Here is a 20681-nt window from a genome sequence, read left to right on the forward strand (position 1 = left end):
CGTCAATCGGATGGCTTTTCCCAGAAAACGCGCACGAATTTATTGTTGTGCGACCATTTGTAGGCGAGCCTGCCGCCCTTCGCCTTGCGGATGGCGCGCCCGAGCCTCTGCGCGAGCTTTTCCGTCGTGGTTTCCACCTTCCAGCCGGATGCGGCCTGCTCCATGTTCATGATCCGCTCCAGCGGATTCTTTTGCTGCGCCCTCTCCTGCTCGTTTTTGAGAATGTTGAGGATCTCGCCGCGGTCGGCCGCCTCCACGTTGAGCAGGTGGAGCTCCCCGTTCGGATATCTCTCTTTCGTCTTGCGACACGCCGGACAGTATTTGCGGTTGACCGGGATCGGCCCGGCGGAGCCCGCCGGGGGGATCAAGCTCCAGCGGCGCCGGTAGTAATAAGCCCCGCATCCGCCGCACCGGAACGTCCCCTTGGGCGCAAGGCGCGGTAGGTAAGTGTCGCGATCGACGTCAACCTTTTTCTTGTATGCGGTATTGTACCTCTTGGGCGATCTCATGACCCGACTGCCTCCGCGCCTACTGCTTGCCCGTCAGCTTGTCGATCCATTCTCCCAGCGGACCGCGACCGATCTTCCTGACGAGGGATTCGAGCTCCCCTTTGTCCATCCAGACGCCGCCGCAGTCGCGGCACCGATCGAGAAGCAGGCCGTGGAACGTGTAGCTGTCCAGAGTTCCCGGACACTTCGGGCAACGAAAGACGGCGGCCGATTCCACCTTCTTGAGTTGCGCCCTGAGCCTCTCGATCAGCTCCCGGTCGCGTTCCGCGAAATAGATATCTTCCTTCGCCCGCTCGACGAGCTTCATCGTCTCGCCAAACTTGTCCTTTTCGTCGGCCATGGTCTCTCCTCCCGGTCCGGTTTCGTCGCAGTTTCGATGCCAACGCGGTCGCCCTGCCCTGCGCCCTTCCGGCGAAAAAACACGAGCTTACGGTACCGAGACGATCTTACCCGAGTCTCAGCTTTGTCGATAATAAGAAAAAGAAAGGGAATTTTTTTCAGTTCTGCGAGGCCGCTTTTCCCGATATTGATATCGCGACAGAGCCTTGTCGCTCCGCCTGCCGTTGACCGCGCTGCTCCCGGAAAAGCTCGTTGCGGAGCATGTCGCAATGCCGCAGAAACGGGCCGACGGCCAGGTGCGAAGCTCAGACCATCGGCGAGCCTCCAGCGGCCGCACGCGGGATCACCAGGAGCGGGCAGGGCGCGGCGGAAAGCACCTTTTCCGCGACGCTCCCGAGCAGGATATGATTCAGCCCGGTTCGGCCGTGCGTTGACATGACGATCAGGTCGGCCTTTTCCTCGGTGGCCTTCTCGACGATCCGCCTGGGCGGGCTCCCCGGCTCGACGACCGCGCGAATCCTCACCGCGGGGCGATAACCCGAAAAATGCTCTTCGATGTAGGCTTCCAGCCGGCGCTGCTCTTCGGGCACCAGCGCGAGACCCGGGTTGGATTCGTCGTCCCTGGAGAAAAGACCGTCGCCGACCGCAATGACGTGGTAGACCAGCACCTCGGCCCCTTGCGACTTCGCCGTTTCGAAGGCGCAGCGCACCCCTGCCCAGCCGAGCTCGGAAAAGTCGGTAGGCGCCAGAATCTTTGCGACCTTGCGCATGCCGTCGCCCCGCGAGGGCTTTACGGGCCGTTACGCCGCTATTCAGCCCTGCCGCTGCGCTGCGTTTAATGCAAGACTCGTCCCAATCGTGCTCGGGCCGTGCCCGGAGCGCGGGTTGCGTTCAAAACTTTCAAGCCGTTCAACCGCTTCGCTCCGTTCGGGCCGTGGCCGCGGCAATCTTCGATCTCTGGCCTCCGGTCCACACCTTGGACTTCGAACTCGAGCTGTTTTGTCGGGATACAGACAACGAGATGGACACCGGAAGGTCCGAAACCCGCGAAACCGGCCCGAAAAGCTTGGCACGCTCTGTGCTGTCCGTCATGCGGGAGGCGTACAGGGACCTCCCCCGCGATACCATGAACCGACCGCTCGACTCGCAGCCGGCCGGGGCGCGGGGTGCAGATGAGGCCAGAACGCGGGGCCGATTGGGCCGCCTGCCCTCGAGGCTCGCCTGGTCGCTGCTCTCGACCCGGGTCGCCAGGCACCTCGCCGTGCTTGCCTGCCTGCTGATCGTCCGCGCCGCGACGCATCCGGGAAGCGTCGGGCAGCTCGAGATTCTGCTTGTCGTCGTTTCCGCCGCGCTCCTCCACTCGGCTGGCCGCTCTCTGCAGCGGCGACTGCCGGAGGAAATCCGGCCGCCGCAGCGGCCATGATCGCCGAACGCCTGCAACCCGAGAAAATCGTTTTCGGTCTCACCGGGAGCATGGCGGACGCGATCGACCGGCTCTGCCGCAGGTCGTCTGTTCCCGATCTCGCGACGCAATTTCACCTCCAGGCGCGGGATCGGCTCAACGAACGCTACAGCTACATCGGCCAGGGGGTGGCCGTGCCTCACCTGAGGATCGAGGGCCTTGCAGCACCGGAGCTGATCCTCGGTCTCTCTCCTCAGGGCCTTTCGTTCAACGAACATCGCGTCCACGCGGTGCTGCTTTTCGCCAGTCCCGCCGCCCAGACCGCGCAGCACTTGCAGCTCCTCCAGCGCATCTCATCCCTGCTTCCCGCGATCCGCGACGAGCTTCTGGCGCAACGGGACGCCCGCCGGGTATTGCAGATCATTGCACGCGCGGAGCAGCGTTCCGCGCTGCCGACCTATCTCAATCTCTCTCAGGAGCAGATCGCCTTCGAGCTGCAAACCGACCTCGCCGCCGGGTTGAGCCCCGAAGAGGCACGCCGGCGGCTTGCCCGTTACGGCCCGAACGTCCTGCCGCGCGGCCGCCGCGACCCCTGGCAGCTCAAGCTCGTGCGCAACCTTTTCAGCTTCTTTGCCGTGCTGCTCTGGATCGCCGCCTCGCTTTGTTTCCTCCCGGGAGTCGACCTTCCCCAGCTCGGCGTCGCGATTCTCGCGGTCATCGTGATCAACGGTCTCTTTGCGTTCTTCCAGGAATACAGGTCCGACCGCGCCGTCGAGATGCTGCAGCAGATGATCGCGCACAAGTGCCGCGTCATCCGCGGCGGCGAGCTGATCGAGGTCGACTCCGCCGAGCTCGTCCCCGGCGACCTGATCACGCTCGAGGAAGGCGACCTCGTGCCGGCGGACTCCCGCCTGGTGGAGGCCTTCGAGGTCGAAGTCGACAATTCCTCGCTCACCGGCGAATCGACGCCGGCGCGCCGGTACAAATCGGACAAGCCTGTGCTGATCCCGGGCCGGTTTCTCTGGATCGAGCTTCCCAACATCGTCTTCGCCGGGACCGCGCTGGTGCGCGGCCGGGCCCGGGCCGTGGTCTTCGGCACAGGCATGAGCTCCGAGATCGGCAAGATCGCCCACCTTACCCGAGAGATCCGGACGGAGAGAAGTCCTCTGCAGAACCAGCTCCGCGGCACCGTCTATTCGATCGCCGCCCTGGCCGGCACCCTGGGGCTGGGATTTCTGTTCCTGGGATGGTTCGTCGCCGGTCTCTCGTTTATCGAAGCCTTCGTCTTTTTCATCGGCATCTTCGTCGCCAACGTGCCCGAGGGGCTGCTTCCCACGGTCACGCTCGCCCTGGCGATGGGCGTGCAGCGCATGGCCAGGCGCCACGCTCTCGTCAAGAGCCTGCCCTCGGTGGAGACGCTCGGCTGCACCACGGTGATTTGCTGCGACAAGACCGGTACGCTCACGCAGAACCTGATGATGGCCACGGAAGTCGCCGTGGACGGCAAGACCGTGCGGGTTTCCGGAACGGGCTACCGGCCCGAGGGGGATCTCACCGTCGACGGGCGAAAGCTCTCCAGGGAGGATGTCTCCCGCTGGGAAAGCCTGCGCCGCCTGCTCGACTGCGCTTTCATGTGCAACAACGCCCGGCTCGAAAGACGCGGGACGGAGTACCGCGTGGTCGGCGATCCCACCGAAGGCGCGCTCGTCTGCCTGGCGGAAAAGGCCGGCCTGCGCGGCGTGCACCAGCGCATCCACGTCAACCCGTTCGAGTCGATCCGCCGGCGGATGAGCGTGGTGGTAAGGCCGCACCACCGCGGCGAGCCGGTCGTCTACGTCAAGGGTGCGCCGCTCGAAACGCTCGAGCGATGCGATCGCATCAGCTGGAACGGCGAGGTGCGCCCGCTCACGGAAGCCGACCGCGGCCGCATCCTCGAAGAGAACGACACGATGGCGAACCGCGGCCTGCGGGTGCTGGCCTTCGCCTACCGGGAGGCTTCGGAGCTGGCCGGTGCATCCTACGAGAGCGCGGAAGTCGAGACGCGCCTGGTGTTCCTCGGTCTCGTCGGCCTCTCGGACCCCGTTCGGCCCGAGGTTCCGGCGGCGATCCGCGCCTGCCACACGGCGGGGATCCGCGTGATCATGATCACCGGCGACTACGCGCTCACCGCGGCCAGCATCGCCCGCCAGATCGGCCTGGGCGGCGAGCGCTCACCCCCTTCCTACACCGGCGCCGAGATCTCCGAAATGGACGACGCCCGGCTGCGCGCGATCCTGGAGAAGGGCGAGGCGATTTTCGCGCGGGTCGCGCCCGAGCATAAGCTGCGCATCGTCTCGACGCTCAAGCAGATGGGCGAGATCGTCGCCGTGACCGGGGACGGCGTCAACGACGCGCCCGCGCTCAAGAAGGCGGACATCGGCATCGCGATGGGGCTGCGCGGCAACGAGGTCGCCAGGGAAGCCGCGCACATGATCCTGACCGACGACAACTTCACTTCCATCGTCGCGGCCGTGGAGGAAGGGCGGGCGATTTTCGACAACATCAAGCGGTTCGCCGCTTACGTGCTCAACAGCAACCCGCAGGAGATGTACCCCTACATCTTCTGGGTCCTGTTCCCCGGCATGCCGCTGGCGATGACCGTGATGGGCGTCCTCGCCGTCGACGTGGGCACCGACCTCATTCCGGCGATGGGGCTGGGAATCGAGCCGCCGGAGGAAGGCATCATGGAGCGGCCGCCCCGGAGGCGGGACGAAAGGCTTCTCTCGCTGCCGTTCATCCTGCAATCCTACTTCGTGCAGGGGACTCTGCTCGCGCTCAGCTGCTACGCGACCTACTACTACATGGGCTGGGTGCTCGGCGTCTGGCGCCCCGGCGAAAGCCTCGCTTCCATGCCGCCGTCGCCCCCCGGGCTGCGGCTCGAGGAAGCCTCCCCCGCCTACTTGCAGACCTTGACCGCTTACTTTTTCCCGACGGTAACCACCCAGATCGCCAACGTGCTTTGCAAGCGTTCGTGGAAGAGTTCCCTCTTTTCGACGAACTTCCTCCATCCGCTTCGGCGCCGTGAAGCGCTCGCCGCGATCGCCGCCTGGAGGCCGCCGCGATACACCGCCCGGATCAAGATCGAGTACCACGTCAGGGGCGGTGCGGAGCCTAACGCCGCGTGCGCTTTTTTCGCGCTGGCCGGCGAGCTCGCCCTGTTCCCGTTTCGCTGCCTCTGCCTGGCGCTCTCTCAGCTTCTCGTGAAGCTCGAGCGCCCGCTCATCGTTCCGCTCGCCCGCCGGCTCGCCGCGTTCCTCGAACGCCACCCCATCCTCTTCAACTTCGTCTCCAATCCTCTGATCGACCTCGGCATCCTGTTCGAGCTCGTGCTCTGTTACCTGTTCTTCTATACGCCGCTCGCCAGGATCTATTTCTTCGCGCCGGTTCCCTGGCACGTTTATCTCTTCGCGTTCAGCGGAACCGTGCTGCTGTTCGCCTTCGAGGAGACGAAGAAATACTATCGGCGCAAGGGATACGGGCTGGAGTTCCTCGGTTGATATGGTTCGAAGTCCGGGTTCGAAGCCTTGACGGAGCGGTAAGCCCGTCCGGAGCCTGGAGCCCGACGTCTCGCGTCCCTGCCGCGCCCCACGCGGCGACGGCCTGAACAGAGCGAAGCGAGTCTTGCGTCGAATTTAGAGCTTTTGAACGATCGAACCGCTAAAATCGGAGGAGGGAAGCGCCATGGCCCGACCACCCGACCGCCCGTGCTTTCATCGCCGCAGGGTCCGCCCTTTCAGCGAGATGATCCCCGGAGAGATCCTCAGGCCGGCGATCATCGAGACGGTCGAGAAACGGACCCCCGATTGGACCCCGGACCGGATGGTTTGCGTCGACCGCCTCGATCTCTTCCGCTCGGAGTACATCGAGGACGCCCTGAAAGACGAGGTCGGGGAGCTGATCCGGCTCGAGCGCGAGGCGGTGCGGGCGTTCAGCGTCGGCTCCGGTCTCGTTCTTCCACTTCGCGCTCGAGCCGGTCCTCCAGCTCCTCGAGCGAGGCGGCGAGCGCGTTGGTCGATTCCTCGATTGCCGCGCGCAGCTCGCGCTCCGTTTCGGCCAGCTTCTCGAGCACTTCCGCGCGCGCCTGCTCGCCGAGCTGCCTGAGCTTTTGAAGCTCGCGATCAAGGTGCTCGCGGAGCTGGCCGGCGCGCGACGCCTCCGCGTTTTCGGCGCGCTCGCGCTCGGCCTGAAGCTCGCGCGCGTGGCGCCGCGCCTCCAGCAACGCCGAGCCCTGCAGGTAGACCACCGAGACGAGGAACAAGACGCCCAGGAGCAGAGTCGCTCCGAGCATGATGAGGCCGAGCGGCGCCTCGACCGCGGCGAAGCCCAGCGTGAGCCTCGTCGGGGCCGTGAACGCGCTCCAGTTCGCCGCGGCGAAAAGAGCGATCGCGGCAGAGAGGGCGAGAATTGCAACCGTCCGCAAGGGCACGAGGTCTCTCGGGTTCCGACCGGCCGGGTCGCAGCCTAGAGCTTGTAGCCGATGGTGCGCAGGAAACCCTTGCGCCAGGCGATTCCCCGTTCGTCCTCGACGCCCTTGCTCTTGCCGCCGTCGATCACCCCCAGGATACCCCTTCCCAGGTCGGTCTCCGCGATCACGACCTCGACGGGGTTGGCGGTGGCGCAGAAGATGCGGCAGACCTCGGGAACCATCTTGACAGCGTTGAGAACGCTGATCGGGAAGAAGCCCGGCCCGAGAAACAGGATGAAGCTGTGGCCGGCGGAAAGCGCCAGAGCGTTGCGCTTCGCCAGCTCCAGCATCGCTTCGTCGTTCCCGCTCCAGCGGACGAGCATCTCCCCCGACGATTCGCAAAACGCCAGGCCGAACTTGATGCCCGGAACGCTTTGCACCACCGCCTCGTGGATGTCTTCCACCGTCTTGATGAAGTGGCTCTGGCCGAGGATGAAGTTGACGCTGTCCGGCTTCTCGATCTTGACCGTGTGGAGCTGCATCGGCGGCCCTCCTTGCGAGCCGGTTTGGCTTCGCGGCGCCGTCATTCTGGCACAACGAGGCGGAAGCGGCAAAGAGCCTGCGCGGCCGCGCCCGACCGCGAGAGGTCCGCCGCGCGAAAGGCGGGTTCCTCCGGGAGCGCAGAAAAGCGCCGGATCTCAGCCGCCCGCGGGCCGGACCACCAGCACGGGGTCCCTGGAATAGTGGACGACTTTTTCCGTGACGCTGCCCATGATCCAGCGCTGGATCCCGGAGCGGCCGTGCGTCGACATCGCGATCAGGTTGTCGGGGGTCCGCGAAGCCAGGTCGATGATGTCGCCCGCAGGATCTCCGGCGATGGCGCTCGACAGCACCCGTTCGAGCCCCTGAGCTCGCAGCTCCTCCACCTTGCTTTCGAGGTAGCTCTCGGCTTCCCGCCGGATCGCTTCCCGCTGTTGCATCAGGGCATTCATGTAGACACCGTCGCCGAGGATGTAGGCGTCCGGAGGCAGCCCGTACACCCGCACGAGATGGATTTCCAGATCCGTCTTTCGCGCCAGCTCCACCGCCCGCGCGAGAGCGTTCTCGGCCAGAGCGGAACCGTCCAGGGGAACGAAGACCGTGCGAAGGCGGATGTCCGCGCTCGGGTCCTGGCCTTTGGCGGGCCGGATCAGCAGCAACGAAGCTCGCGCCGCCTGGACGACCTTGCTCGTGACGCTTCCCAGCAGCCAGCGCTGGATCCCTGAGAGGCCGTGGGTGGCCATCGCGATCAACGAGTCCGTTCCCGCCCCCGCCCGATCCACGATCACGGCGGCGGGCTTGCCGGTTTCGGTGACCATGTCCACCCGGGAAACGGAGCGCAGATAGCGGTCGCGAACCTGCTCGAGATAACCGCCTCCCTCGAGTGGGGGAAAAAATCCGGTCGCGACGTCCGGGTCGTTGACGAGCAGGAGCTCCACGCGGGCGTCGCAGGCCGACGCGAACCACCGCACGTAGGGAAGAATCTGCTCGGCGAGCCTGGAGCCGTCCAGCGGAACGATGATTTTCCCGTACATCGCCTTCGCTTCCGAAGAACGCTCAGCCTTTGGCGCGCAGAACCAGGACCGGATCGCCGGAATGGCGCACCACTCGCTCCGTCACGCTTCCGAGCACCCAGCGCCTCACGCCCGACCGCCCGTGGGTGCACATGGCGATGAGGTTGTCCGGGAGCCGCCGCCCCAGCGCGATGATCTCATCGGCGGCATAGCCTTCGGGCACGACGGACGATACGCGGGCGACGCCCCGGGCCTTGAGGTCCTGCGTGATCTTGTCCAGGTAGTCCCGCGCTTCGTCGCGGAGAGAGGCCAGGACCTCCTCGTAGTTGACCGCATAGTAGTCTTCGGCGCCCGCGTAAGTGTTGGCGGGGACGTGATACGCGCGCATCAGGATGATCTCCAGATCCAGGATCCGCGCCAGCTCGACGACCGTGCCGAGCACGCCTTCCGCCAGCTCGGAGCCGTCGAGCGGGACGAGGACGGATTTGAGCGCGGGCTCGGCCACGCCCCCTTCCTCGCCCGCGCGGATCACGAGCAGCGGATTCGAGGCGCCGCGAAGAACCTTTTCGGTCACGCTGCCCAGCACCCAGCGATTGAGGCCCGTCCGGCCGTGGGTCGCCATCGCGACCAGCGTGTCCCGGTCCGCCGCGGCCGCCTCGATGATGGTATCCTCGGCCTTGCCCTTGCGCACCGTGCACCGCGTGGCGACGCCGGAGAAGCCCTGCGCCACTTTTTCCAGGTATTCCTCGCTGGCGCGGACTCCCGCGTCGATCATCGTGTTGAGAAACCGGGCCTTGTCGGGCGACACGGAGGACGCCAGCGCGGCAAGATCGACGACGCCCAGAAACTCTACCGGGATCCCGAGCTTGAGGGCGAAGTAGCGGGCGTAGGGGAGCACCTGCTCGGCCGTTTTCGATCCGTCCAGCGGTATCAGTATCCGCTTGTACATAGGTCCCTCCTCACCTTGGAAGGCGCCGCCGCGCCGGCGAGGGCGCGTCTCTAGTCGACCTTGACCTTGATTTCCCTTCTCTTCGCCTCTTCGGTTTTTGGAATCCTGATCTCCAGAACCCCGTTCTTGAAGCTCGCCTTCGCTTTTTCCGCCTGGACCTCTCTGGGCAGCTCGACGCTCCGGACGAACGATCCGTACGACCGCTCCGCCCTGTAGTAGTTTTTTTCCTCGATCTTTTCTTCCCTTTTCTTCTCTCCCTTGATCGTGAGCATGCGATCTGTGAGGTTTATCTCGATGTTTTCCCTGTCGATCCCCGGAAGCTCGGCCTTCACGACCACGTCGTCCTTGTCCTCGTAGCAATCCACGGGGGGCGCAGAGATCTCCACGGCAAAAGGCCGCCGGCGGCGCCACCAGGGACGCGTCCTCCCTCCCCACATCTCGTCGAAAAAGCGCTCCATCTCCCGTTCCCAACGGGTAAGCTCGCCAAAAGGCCGCCACGGCTCCAGTTCCCCGCCGGCTCTTTCCCTCTCCCTCTCTTTTTTGGCCATGGGGTTGACCTCCCTCTGTGGAAATAGATCGATGACATGGTCGCCCGCAAGCTCTGTGCCACCGGATTCGCATGCAATAATCGCTTTTCTCCCATACGTTTTCGCAACCTTGATAAACGCGCGGCTGGTTCCTTGCACCACTGCAAGCAAGAGCCGGAGACAGCGCCGCGGACGGCCGGCAGGTCCGCAGAATATAAGGCTTCTCGGTCGGCCGTCAGTGGCACCAAGATTGCCCCCTCGGAAACCGGAGAAAGACGATGATCGCCGTACGCTTCCATGGGCGCGGCGGGCAGGGAGCGCGAATCGCGAGCCGGATTCTCGGACGAAGCGGTTTTCTTTCCGGTCTCGAAGTGCAGGATTTCGCCCTCTTCGGCCCGGAGCGCCGCGGCGCTCCGGTGGTCGCCTGTACGCGCCTCGCCGACACCCCTATCGATCGGCGGGGCCACGTCGACGAGCCCGATATCCTGGTGGTCATGGACTTCTCTCTTCTCGCCGACCCCGGAACGCATGTCCTCGGAGGAATCGGCGCGCGCACTCCGGTTTTCGTCAATCTCGCGCCGAGCGGTGCGGGAAAGATCGCCCGGCTGCCCGAGGCGAGATACGTCTTGCTCGACCTCGACGGCATCGCCCGCCGGCTGACCGGACGCCCGCTGGTGAGCGCCGCGGCGGCGGCCGTCGCCGCCAAATGCATTCCGACGATTGCCCTCGCCGCTCTGCTCGCCGCAATTCGCATCGAGCTGGCGGAGTTCGCCTCGAGCCCGGAGGCGCTGCGGCAGAACGAGGCCGTGGCTGCCGAGGCCTACGAGGCGGCCCCGGCGATCCGCCTCGCCGCGCGAGAGCCTCGTCGGGCGCAACCCTCGCAGCCCTACGAGCCGCCCCTTGCGGCGCGGCTCTGCGGGCCGACCGTCCGCCGGCCCGAGACCGCGGCCCTGCGCCGTACCGGCAGCTGGCGGACGGAGCGTCCCGGGATCGATCTCGCGAGATGCAAGCGCTGCTTTCTCTGTTATCTCTACTGTCCCGAAGCCGCGATCCGGCTGGACGCGTCGGACTTCCCTCACATCGACTACGAGCACTGTAAGGGCTGCATGACCTGCTACCGCGAGTGCCCGACCGACGCCGTCGGCCGCGGGCCGGAGGCGACATCATGAGCCGCGCCTTGCTCACCGGCAACGCCACCGCCGCGTGGGCCGCCCGGCTGGCCGCCGTGGACTACGTGCCGGCGTTTCCGATCACGCCGCAAACCGAGATCATCGAGACTCTGGCGCGCTGGATCCACGCCGGCGAGATGCGCGCGCGCATCGTGACGATGGACTCGGAGCACTCGATGCTCACCGCCGCGGGAGCGGCGGCGGCCACCGGCGTGAGAGTCTTCACCGCAACCTCCAGCCAGGGGCTTCTCTTCGGCTTCGAGATGCTCTACGCCATCGCCGGGCTGCGCCTGCCTCTGGTTCTGGTCAACGTCTCGCGCGGCCCGGCGCACCCGCTGACCCTCGAGCCCGACCACAGCGACGTGCTCTCGGCCCGCGACGCGGGCTTCCTCCAGTTCCACGCCGAGAGCTGCCAGGAGGTGCTCGACTCCATTCTCATCGCCTATCGGCTCGCCGAGCACGAGCGGGTGCTGCTGCCGGCGATCGTCAACCTCGACGGATTCTATCTCTCCTACACGCGCGAGGCGGTGGATCTGCCGGCTCCCGAAGAGGCGGGCGCGTTCCTGCCGGCTTTTGCTCCCGCATATCCCGCGCTCTGCGATCCGGGCTCCGTGGCTTTCGGCGCGGCGGTTCTGGATTCCAGCCTCTACACCTACTTCAAGCACCAGATGCACCTCGCGGCCGAAGCCGCCCTGCAGCTCTACCCGGAGATCGCGGCCGAGTTCGCGAGCCGCTTCGGCCGCAGCCACGCCGCCGTGGAGCCGTTCATGCTCGACGACGCCGACTATGCGATCGTGATGACCAACTCGTTCGCCGCGATGGGAAAGGCGGAAGTGCGGCGCCTGCGAAGCGAAGGGAAAAAGGTGGGCCTCGTGCGCCTGCGCATGCTCCGCCCCTTCCCGCACGCAGAGCTCCGGCGCCTTCTCGCGGGACGCAAAGGGGTGGCCGTGGTGGACCAGAACATCTCGGTCGGCAAGGGCGGCGTCCTGTTCAGCGAGATTTCCAGCGCCCTCTACGGCCTCGCCGACCGGCCGCCCGTGCTGCTCTCGTTCATCGGCGGGCTCGGCGGGCGGCGTTTCCGGCCCGGCGAATTCGACGCGATGCTCGAGCGGCTCGAAAATCCGCCCGCGGACACCGCGCGCGCGTGCTGGCTTTTCACCGAAGAGGAAGCGCGCGAGATCGAACGCCTTCTCGCGATCGCCGGGGGAGCGACGACGTGAAGCGCGAGCGCTACAAGAGCCTGAGGACCCTGCCGCGCGAGGAGCCCCTCGGCCCCGGCGGGCCGCTCTGCGCCGGCTGCGGCGGCCTGCTCGCCCTGAGGCTCTTTCACAAGGCGCTCGGCGGGAACGCCGTCTTCGTCAACGCGGCGGGCTGTTGCACCCTGCTCGCCACCTATCCCTTCACTCCCCTGCGCTCTTCGTGGATCTATACCGCCATGGCGTCCGCGCCGGCGGGAGCGCAGGGCGTGCGCGACGCGCTCGACATTCTCGCGGAGAAGGGAAAGCTCGGCGCGGGCGACCGCAAGGTGGTAGTGCTCACGGGCGACGGAGCGGCTCAGGATATCGGCCTGCAATCGACGATGGCGGCGATCCATCGCGGCCTGGACTTTTACTATCTGTGCTACGACAACGAGGCGTACGGCAACACGGGGTTTCAAACCTCCGCGAGCACGCCCTACGGCTCGCGCACGGCCACCTGCCCGATCGCGCCTTTGTCGCCGCGCGGCAATCCCGCGCCTCGCCGCGACCTCTTCGAGATCTGGCGGGCCCAGAAGCCGCCTTATGTCGCCACGCTCTCCGCCGCCTATCCCCTGGACCTGGCGGAAAAAGTTTTCCGCGCTTCCAAGTTCGCCGGCCCCAAGCTTTTCATCGCGCTCGCCCCCTGCCCTCCGGGCTGGGACGTGGATTCCGAATGGGCGGTCGAGCTCGCCCGTCTCGCGGTGGAAACCGGCATCTGGCCGCTCAAGGAAGCGGTTCACGGAGAGGTCTCCCACACTTTCGTGCCGCGCCGGTTCAAACCCGTCGAGCAATATCTGTCGCTCCAGGGCAGGTTCCGCCATCTCTTCGAGCCGAAACGGGATGACGCAGCGATCGCGCTCATCCAGGGCGCGGTCGACGAATACTGGAAAGCCGCGCGCCCCGGAGGCGGGCGCGCGCCGGGAGAGACGCCATGAAAGACATTTTCGATTTCGCCGACGAGCTCGGCCCGATCAAGGTCGTGCACGTCTACGATCCCAAACGGGGCCTCAAGGCGGTGGTCGTGGTCGACAACGTGGCCCGCGGCCCTTCGATCGGAGGGATCCGCATGGCGCCCGACGTGAGCGCCGAGGAAGCCTTCCGGCTTGCGCGCGCCATGACTCTCAAGAACTCGGCTGCGGGCCTGCCGCACGGCGGCGGCAAGACGGTCCTCTTCGGCGACCCGAAGATGGCGCCCGAGGGCAAGGAAGAACTGATCCGCGCCTTCGCGCGCGCCATCCTGGATCTCGCCGAATACATCCCCGGACCGGACATGGGTACCGACGAGCGCTGTATGGCGTGGATCCACGACGAGATCGGCCGCGCCGTCGGCCTGCCGCCGGAGATCGGCGGGATCCCGCTCGACGAGATCGGCGCCACGGGATGGGGGCTCGCGGCTAGCGTGGAGACGGCGCTCCCGTACTGCGACTTCGCGCTCAAAGGGGCCAGGATGGCGATCCAGGGCTTCGGCTCGGTCGGGAAGCACGCCGCGCGCTTTCTCGCCGAGAAAGGCGCCGTGCTCGTCGGCGCCTGCGACTCCCGCGGTGCGATCGTCAACCCGCGCGGCATCGACGTGGGCCGGTTGATCGCGCTCAAGGAGTCCGGCATGAGCGTCGCCGATTATCCGGACGGCGAGCGGCTTCCCCCGGACCGGATCATCGACGTCGAGTGCGAGATCTGGATCCCCGCCGCGCGCCCCGACGTGGTGCACAGGGACAACGTCCACCGGCTCAGGACCCGGCTGGTTCCGCAGGGAGCCAATATCCCCTTCACGCTCGAAGCCGAACGGGTCCTCCACGAGAAAGGCGTCCTGGTGATTCCGGACTTCATCGCCAACGCCGGAGGAGTGATCTGCGCCGCGGTCGAGTACCACGGCGGGACGCAGAGCCAGGCGTTTCAGACGATCGACGAAAAGATCCGCGCGAACACGGCCGAAGTGCTCGCCCGCGCGCGCAAGGAAGGACGGCTACCCCGGGAAGCGGCGGTCGAGCTCGCCGAGACGCGAGTGCGCCGTGCGGCGGGATACCGCCGCTGAGGCGCCCGGGATCGCCCGTTCCCCGAGAATGGGGCGGCGCGCTTCAATCCGCTGCTTCGATCGCGACCGCGCAGACCTTGTACTCGGGAATCTTCGCTACCGGATCGAGGGCGCGGATCGTCAGGTTGTTGATGTTGTGCTCGCCGGGAAAGTGAAAGTTGCCGAAGAGGATCCCCGGCGCGACCCGGTCCGTGACGATGGGCCGGGCGAGGACTTCGCCGCGGCGCGACCTGAGTCGCAGCAACCGATCGCCGTTCAAGCCGATCCTGGCGGCGTCTTCGGCGCTGATCTCCACAAGGCTTTCTGGATAGACTTCCAGGAGCCCCTTCGCCCGGCGGCTGAGCTCTCCTCCGTGCCAGTGGTAGAGCACCCGCCCGGTGGTCAAGACGAACGGGTAGTCCTTGTCGGGAAGCTCCGCCGGCGGCAGATGATCGACCGCATGGAATCTCCCGCGGCCGCGGGCGAACTGGCCGACGTGCAGGATCGGCGTGCCCGGATGATCGCGATCCCGAACCGGCCACTGAAGGCTCTCGCCGCGCTCCAGACGGGAGTGGCTCACGCCCGAATACGAGGGCGTGAGCGCCGCGATCTCGTCCATGATCTCGGCGGTGTCGCGATAGCCCCAGCCCGCGCGCGGCCCGGCGGGTCGCCGCCCTTCGATTTCCAGAACCAGGCGGGCCAGCCCGGCCACGATCTCCCAATCCTGGCGGGCCTCGCCCGGAGGATCGACCGCCGGGCGCACCATTTGGACGCGCCGCTCGGTGTTGGTGAAGGTCCCCTTCTTCTCGGCGAACGATACCCCGGGGAGCAGGACGTCGGCGAACGCCGCGGTCTCCGATGGGAAGATCTCCTGGAGCGCGAGGAATTCGCCCGAGGCCAGAGAGCGGCGCGCATGCGCGATATCCGGCTCGGTCATCGCCAGGTCCTCGCCCAGGACGTAGAGGAACCGGAGCGTTCCCGCGCCGTACGCTTCCACCATTTCCGTCACCGTGAGCCCGGGCCTGGCGTCGAGCGCGCGCCCGTCGTCCAGAGCCCACGCGGCGCCGAACTTCCCGAGAGGGCCGGCGTCGGTCACGGGCTGGTAGCCCGGAAAGAGGTTGGGCAGAGCGCCCATGTCGCAGGCGCCCTGGACGTTGTTCTGGCCTCGAAGCGGATTGACGCCGCCGCCGGCCACCCCCATGTTCCCCAGCAGCATCTGCAAATTCGCCAGGCTGAGGACGTTCAGGACGCCGGTCGTGTGCTGCGTGATGCCCATACCCCAGATCACCGCCATCGGCCTGTTGCGCGCCAGGATTTCCGCCGCGCGGTAAAGGTCTTCCCGGGAAACGCCGGTGATCTCGGAGGCCAGCTCCGGCCGGTACTTCTCGATCGTCGCCCGGAACTCCGCGAAATTCTCGCAGCGCTCTTCGACGAAGCGGTGATCGTGCCAGCCGTTCTCCAGGACGATCCGCATGATGCCGTTCAGGAGCGCGACGTCCGTTCCAGGCCTTTGCCGCAGGTGCAGCGCCGCGAGCTCCGCGATGTCGATCCTGCGCGGATCGGCCACCACCAGCTTCACGCCCCGGCGCAGGACGGCCTGGCGGATCCGGCTGGCGAACACCGGATGCTGCTCGGTCGTGTTGGAGCCGATGATCAGCAGTGCGCGCGCTTCGCGCGCGACGTCGTCCATCGAGTTGCTCATCGCGCCCGAGCCGAACGCCGCCGCCAGGCCGGCGACGGTCGAGGAGTGGCACAGACGCGCGCAGTGGTCGACGTTGTTCGTCCCCGCCGCCTGGCGCGCGAGCTTCTGCACGAGATAGTTCTCCTCGTTCGTGCACTTCGCCGACGCCAGGAACCCGGTCGCCTGGGGGCCCGATTCGCGTCTGACGGCGACGAGCTTCTCGGCGACGAGCCCGAGCGCCGTCCTCCAGTCCGTTTCCACCCACTCGAGCGCCCCTCCCGCGGCGCTGCGCTTCGTTCCGCCTTCGAGCAGATAGCGGCGCACGCGCGGGCGCGCGAGCCGCTCCGGATGGTGCACGTAATCGTAGCCGTACCGCCCCTTCACGCACAGGTGCATGCCGTTGACCGCCGCGGCGCGACTCGACCTTGCCCGGACGATCCGGTTGTCCTTCACGTCGAGATCAACGCTGCAGCCCACGCCGCAGTAGCCGCACGTCGTGCCGACCGTTTTCTCGGGCCTGCCGAGGCCCACCGACGGCTTGTCGTCGAGCGCTCCGGTCGGGCAGTAGGCCGCGCAGGCGCCGCACGACTCGCAGCGGGCTTCGAGCATCGTGGTGTCCAGACCGGCGATGATCCGGGCCTCGGCGCCGCGGTAGCCCACGCTCCAGACGAAGCGGCCCTGGATCTCGGCGCAGGCGCGGACGCAGCGCGTGCAGAGAATGCACTTGTTCCAGTCCACCCACACGAACGGGTTGGGGTCGCTGTTCGGGCGATCGCGCAGGATCGGCGGGGCGGCGCCGGGGATGCGGACGCCGTAGCGGCGCAGCCAGTGCGTGAACTCGGTCTCGTCGCGATCGCCCGCGGCGTAGCCGGCGTCGGCATAGTGGGTGAGCAGCATCCCGAGGACGAAACGGCGCGATTCGGCGAGCGCGGGCGTCTCGGTGCGCACGATCATCCCCTCGCTTGCCGGCGTCGAGCAGGCGGTCGCGGGAAGGCGCATACCCTCGATCTCGACGACGCAGAGGCGGCACGAGCCGTCGACGGAGAGATCGGGATGCCAGCAGAGCGTAGGAACGATCACGCCCGCCGCACGCGCCGCTTCGAGGACGCTGTCTCCCTCCCGGGCCGTCACGGGACGCCCGTCGACCGTCAAACGAATCGTCGCCGGACTGCCCTTCTGATCGTCAGCCACCGTGAAACTCCGCGGCGAAGTATCGAACGGCGCTCTCTACGGGCAGGGCCACCGACTGGCCCAGCCCGCAAAGCGAGGTGAGGTGCATCTGCCGCGCCAGCCGCTCCAGCTCTCCGATCGCGCCCGGCGCAGCGCCGCCTCGGGCGAGCCGCTCGCTCAGACGGCGGGCCTCGCGCGTGCCCTCGCGGCAAGGCGTGCATTTGCCGCAGGACTCCTTTTCGAAAAAGCCGAGCAGCGAGGCGAGAAAGTCGGGAATCGACACCGACTCGTCCAGGACGACGATCGGGCCGCAGCCGAGCATCACCCCGTTCTTCCCCGAGTCGAAGTCGATCGGCACGTCCATGAGCGAGGCGGGAACGAAGCTTCCCGCCGCGCCTCCCGTGAGCGCGGCTTTGAAGCTCGACCCTGCGGTAAGACCGCCGCTGAATTCTTCGACGATCCGGCGCAGCGTAATCCCGAGCGGCGCCTCGAACACTCCCGGCCGGTCAATGCAGCCGGTGAGCGCGAAGATCTTCGTGCCGGGGCTGCCCGGCGTCCCGCGCGAGCGAAACCACTGCGGGCCGTGCTCGACGATCGCGGGCACCTGGCACAGCGTCTCGACGTTGTTCACCACGGTCGGTTGCCCGCGATAGCCGCGCGTCGTGGGATACGGCGGCCGGACCCGAGGCTCGCCGCGCCCGCCCTCGAGCGAGCTCAAGAGCGCGCTCTCCTCGCCGCAGACGTAGGCGCCTGCGCCGCGATGCACTTGAACCCGGAACGAAAACCCGCTTCCCCGGATATCGTCCCCGAGCCAGCCCGTTTCTTCCGCCTGGGCGACCGCGCGCTCGAGGCGCTCTGCGATCCAATCGTATTCGCCGCGGATGTAGATCATGCCGTGGCCGGCGCCGACGGCGTAGGCCGCGAGCGCCATGCCCTCGAGGAGGAGGTGCGGATCGCCGTCCATCAACACGCGATCCTTGAAAGCGCCGGGCTCCGACTCGTCGGCGTTGCAGACGACGTATTTCCGCAGCCCTCGAGCGTCGCGCACCATACGCCATTTGCGCCCGGCCGGAAAACCCGCGCCGCCGCAGCCGCGCAGTCCGGCGCGCTCGACGGCATCCAGCACCGCAGCCGAGGGCGACCGCAGAGCGGCGCCGAGGGCCCGATAGGCCCCGGCGCCCAGGGCGCTTTCGATCGAGTCGGGATCGATTCGTCCGAGCCGGGCCAGCGCCACGCGCGTTTCGCCCGCGCGCGCCTCGCCGTAGTCCGGCATATCGCCGCGCCGGCCCGCGAGAACGGAGGCGACATCCCCCGCCGCCACGGGGCCGCAAGGCTCGAGGCCGAGCAGCGCGGCCGGGGCACGGTCGCAGAGACCCAGGCAGCTTGCGCGCTCCACGCTCCACTCCTCGCCGCAAATCGCCGCGGCGGCCGCGTGCACGGCCGCCGCTCCCTTCAGGCGGCAGATCGGACCGTCGCAAAGCCAGAACTGCCTGGGCCTTCGCCGGCGAACCGACAGCCGGGAATAGAACGAGGCCACGCTATAAACGCGCGCGTCGCTCGTCCCAACCGCATCGGCCGTCGCGCCGAGAAGTCCGGCGTCCAGGTAACCGCAATTGCGTGCCTGGATCTCCCGCAGGATCGCCAGGATCGCTTCCGGGCTTCGGCCGTGCTCTGCGATCGCGGCGTCGACGCGCGGGTCCGTGCGCGCACCCCGCGGCGGAGCGGCGCCTCTGCTTTTCGTCATCGTCTCCCTCGGCGGCACAAGCCCATCCCGCCGGCCGCCTGCGCCGCGGCCTTTGCCTTGTCGGGATCGAGCCCCCGTCAACCTTGGGCGCGGATCACCAGGACCGGATCCCCCGAGTGGCGCACCACCCTCTCGGTGACGCTTCCCAGAAGCCAGCGCCCGACTCCCGATCGCCCGTGCGTGCACATGGCGATCAGGTTGTTCGGCGTTTTTCGCGCCAGCGTGATGATCTCCTCCGCGCCGTAGCCCAGCTCCACCGCCACGGCGACGTCGCGCAGGCCCTTCGCCTCCAGCGCCTCCGCCTGCGCCGAGAGATAGCGCCGCGCCTCTTCCTCGATCTGGGCGATCAGCTTCTCGAAGTAGCTCCCGTGCTCGTCGGCGGTGGCGGCGGGCGGCGGCGCATAGGCCCGCAGCAGAATCACCTTGAGATTCATCCGCCGGGCCAGCTCGACGACGCTGGGCAGCGCCTGTTCCGCCACCGGCGAGCCGTCGAGCGGCACGATCACGCTTTCGAGCACGGCGCGCTCCGCCGGCGGCGGCCGCTCGGAGGCCCGAATCAGAAGAACGTGGTTCGCCGCCCCGTGCACCACCTTTTCGGCGACGCTGCCCAGGAGCCAGCGCTGGATGCCCGAGCGGCCGTGCGTAGCCATGACGATCAGCGTGCCCCTGTCCGCGGCGGCTCTGCCAATCACGGTCTCTTCGGGTTTCCCCACACCCGCCCAGCAGCTCACCCGGGTGCCGGCGAACGACGACGCGATCCGTTCGAGGTAGCGCCGGCCGCGCTCGATGCCGTCGGCCACGAGGGTATCGAGATACCGGCCCTGACCCGGATCGAGCATCGCCGAGTAGGCTTCCGGGTCGACGGCCTCGACGAGCTCGACCGGCAGCGCCAGCGTTTCGGCCAGCGTCCGGCCGTAGGGCAGCGCCTGCTCGGCGAGCGTCGATTCGTCGAGAGGAATCAGCAGCCTCGTGTACATCGGACCCTCCTTCGCGCCGGCTTCTCAGCCGCGCGCGATCCATTGCGGTTCCTTCCGCCCTAGCCGGCGGATACGGCGTCGCGGGCGCGCGCCATCAAATAGGCGACGCATCCGCGCAGCGTTCTCAGCTTGGGAACGTCGGCGTCGGGAATGTCGACGCCGAGCTCCCGGTGCAAACCGATCACGAAGTTCAGGAAATCGACCGAGTCGAGATCGATCTGGTCGCGCAAATCGGCTTCGGGATCGATCGATGACGCGTCCGCTTCGGGGGCCACGTTCCCCAGCACCCTGAGCACCGTTTCCCTCACTTCCGCTTCGCTCACGCTCTTCATAGTTTTTCGGGCTCCTGCAGCAAGCGGTCGACGGCGATCAAGAAACGTCCGCCTCGGTGTCCGTCGCTCGCGCGGTGATCCGCCGAGAGAGAGGCGGTAAGCGTCGGTCTGATGCCGAGCAATCCGCCCACGGCCCGTGGCTGTTCCACGATCTTTCCGAAGCCGACCAGCGCCACCTGCGGCGGGTAGATCACGCCGAAGACGCTCTCCACTCCCTGCTCGCCCAGGCTCGTGACCGTGATGGTGCCGGCGGCCAGCTCGGAGCTGCGGAGATGCCCCGTGCGCGCCCGGTTGACCAGGTCCAGGAGGTTTTCCATCAACTCGTCGAGCCCTTTCTTGTCGGCGTCGTGAATGGCCGGATTGACCAGTCCACCCTGCCGCAACGAGACCGCAACACCCACGTGAATGCCTTCTCCCGGCTTGAAACCGCCGTCGATCCAGAAACCGTTGAGCTCCGGGGTCTCGCGCAGCGCCAGCCCGACCGCCCGGATCAGCAGCGCGGAATGGAGCAGCCGCCTGGTGACCGGACGCCGGGCGTTCTCCCCGGCGAGCCATTCCAGCGCCCGGTGCATGTCGATGGTCGTGGACAGATAGTAATGAGGGATCTCGCGCTTCGAGCGCGCCATGGCGGCGGCG

Annotated in this window: 19 protein-coding genes; 6 read left to right on the top strand and 13 right to left on the bottom strand. The window is 67.2% G+C overall.

The window, feature by feature from the left end; genetic code table 11:
• Positions 1 to 2 precede the first annotated feature (2 nt).
• The 3 genes from VNN77_14930 to VNN77_14940 all read right to left on the bottom strand — a co-directional run bounded on the left by VNN77_14930 (position 3) and on the right by VNN77_14940 (position 1618).
• A complete protein-coding gene (locus VNN77_14930; protein ID HXG52688.1) occupies positions 3 to 509 on the bottom strand; it encodes a BCAM0308 family protein in 507 nt (168 codons plus the stop codon).
• 19 nt (positions 510 to 528) lie between these two features.
• The gene (locus VNN77_14935) at positions 529 to 849 is read right to left on the bottom strand and encodes a zf-TFIIB domain-containing protein (GenBank protein HXG52689.1); all 321 of its coding nucleotides are present in this window, start codon (positions 847 to 849) and stop codon (positions 529 to 531) included.
• 304 nt (positions 850 to 1153) lie between these two features.
• A complete protein-coding gene (locus tag VNN77_14940; GenBank protein ID HXG52690.1) occupies positions 1154 to 1618 on the bottom strand; it encodes a universal stress protein in 465 nt (154 codons plus the stop codon).
• Positions 1619 to 1974: 356 nt separating this feature from the next.
• On the opposite strand from VNN77_14940, the gene VNN77_14945 reads away from it, so the two are divergent.
• Positions 1975 to 2271: a hypothetical protein gene (locus tag VNN77_14945; GenBank protein HXG52691.1), complete on the top strand. Its 297-nt coding sequence runs from the start codon at positions 1975 to 1977 to the stop codon at positions 2269 to 2271.
• Positions 2268 to 5786, top strand: coding sequence for an HAD-IC family P-type ATPase (locus VNN77_14950; protein ID HXG52692.1), 3519 nt, complete (start codon positions 2268 to 2270; stop codon positions 5784 to 5786). Before VNN77_14945 ends, VNN77_14950 begins: the two co-directional genes overlap by 4 nt.
• Before the next feature lie 431 nt (positions 5787 to 6217).
• Here the strand turns inward: VNN77_14950 and VNN77_14955 are convergent, their stop codons facing one another.
• The 5 genes from VNN77_14955 to VNN77_14975 form a co-directional block, all read right to left on the bottom strand.
• The gene (locus tag VNN77_14955) at positions 6218 to 6715 is read right to left on the bottom strand and encodes a LapA family protein (GenBank protein HXG52693.1); all 498 of its coding nucleotides are present in this window, start codon (positions 6713 to 6715) and stop codon (positions 6218 to 6220) included.
• 35 nt (positions 6716 to 6750) lie between these two features.
• A complete protein-coding gene (locus tag VNN77_14960) occupies positions 6751 to 7236 on the bottom strand; it encodes an adenosine-specific kinase (protein HXG52694.1) in 486 nt (161 codons plus the stop codon).
• Positions 7237 to 7392: 156 nt separating this feature from the next.
• The gene (locus VNN77_14965; protein ID HXG52695.1) at positions 7393 to 8268 is read right to left on the bottom strand and encodes a universal stress protein; all 876 of its coding nucleotides are present in this window, start codon (positions 8266 to 8268) and stop codon (positions 7393 to 7395) included.
• 22 nt (positions 8269 to 8290) lie between these two features.
• Positions 8291 to 9196 (bottom strand): universal stress protein, encoded by a 906-nt coding sequence (locus tag VNN77_14970; GenBank protein ID HXG52696.1) that lies wholly within the window; start codon positions 9194 to 9196, stop codon positions 8291 to 8293.
• A gap of 50 nt (positions 9197 to 9246) precedes the next feature.
• Positions 9247 to 9744, bottom strand: coding sequence for an Hsp20/alpha crystallin family protein (locus VNN77_14975; GenBank protein HXG52697.1), 498 nt, complete (start codon positions 9742 to 9744; stop codon positions 9247 to 9249).
• Between the two features lie 257 nt (positions 9745 to 10001).
• Here VNN77_14975 and VNN77_14980 point away from each other — a divergent pair, with 257 nt between their 5' ends.
• From VNN77_14980 to VNN77_14995, 4 genes are read left to right on the top strand one after another with little or no spacing between them, the layout of a single operon-like run.
• Positions 10002 to 10892 carry a 2-oxoacid:acceptor oxidoreductase family protein gene (locus tag VNN77_14980; GenBank protein ID HXG52698.1) on the top strand — a complete coding sequence of 297 codons (891 nt, stop codon included), beginning with the start codon at positions 10002 to 10004 and terminating at the stop codon, positions 10890 to 10892.
• Positions 10889 to 12112 carry a pyruvate synthase gene (locus VNN77_14985; protein HXG52699.1) on the top strand — a complete coding sequence of 408 codons (1224 nt, stop codon included), beginning with the start codon at positions 10889 to 10891 and terminating at the stop codon, positions 12110 to 12112. The genes VNN77_14980 and VNN77_14985 overlap by 4 nt, the downstream gene beginning before the upstream one ends.
• Complete coding sequence (locus tag VNN77_14990; GenBank protein HXG52700.1) at positions 12109 to 13065, top strand: thiamine pyrophosphate-dependent enzyme; 957 nt, start codon at positions 12109 to 12111, stop codon at positions 13063 to 13065. Before VNN77_14985 ends, VNN77_14990 begins: the two co-directional genes overlap by 4 nt.
• Positions 13062 to 14162, top strand: a complete 1101-nt coding sequence (locus VNN77_14995; protein ID HXG52701.1) for a Glu/Leu/Phe/Val dehydrogenase — start codon at positions 13062 to 13064, stop codon at positions 14160 to 14162. Before VNN77_14990 ends, VNN77_14995 begins: the two co-directional genes overlap by 4 nt.
• A 43-nt stretch (positions 14163 to 14205) precedes the next feature.
• Here the strand turns inward: VNN77_14995 and fdhF are convergent, their stop codons facing one another.
• The 5 genes from fdhF to VNN77_15020 form a co-directional block, all read right to left on the bottom strand.
• Entirely contained in the window at positions 14206 to 17013 is a 2808-nt protein-coding gene (fdhF, locus tag VNN77_15000) for a formate dehydrogenase subunit alpha (protein HXG52702.1), read from the bottom strand.
• Positions 17006 to 18736, bottom strand: a complete 1731-nt coding sequence (locus VNN77_15005; protein HXG52703.1) for an NADH-ubiquinone oxidoreductase-F iron-sulfur binding region domain-containing protein — start codon at positions 18734 to 18736, stop codon at positions 17006 to 17008. The genes fdhF and VNN77_15005 overlap by 8 nt, the downstream gene beginning before the upstream one ends.
• A 77-nt stretch (positions 18737 to 18813) precedes the next feature.
• On the bottom strand, positions 18814 to 19713 hold the full coding sequence (locus tag VNN77_15010) for a universal stress protein (GenBank protein HXG52704.1): 900 nt from the start codon (positions 19711 to 19713) through the stop codon (positions 18814 to 18816).
• A gap of 59 nt (positions 19714 to 19772) precedes the next feature.
• A complete protein-coding gene (locus VNN77_15015; GenBank protein HXG52705.1) occupies positions 19773 to 20045 on the bottom strand; it encodes an acyl carrier protein in 273 nt (90 codons plus the stop codon).
• Positions 20042 to 20681 (bottom strand): 2-oxo acid dehydrogenase subunit E2 (locus tag VNN77_15020; GenBank protein HXG52706.1); only part of this gene is annotated, 640 nt, incomplete at its 5' end. The genes VNN77_15015 and VNN77_15020, both read right to left, overlap by 4 nt.

The sequence above is a fragment of the Candidatus Zixiibacteriota bacterium genome (genome assembly GCA_035574315.1).
GTDB lineage: Bacteria > Desulfobacterota > Binatia > UBA9968 > UBA9968 > DATLYW01.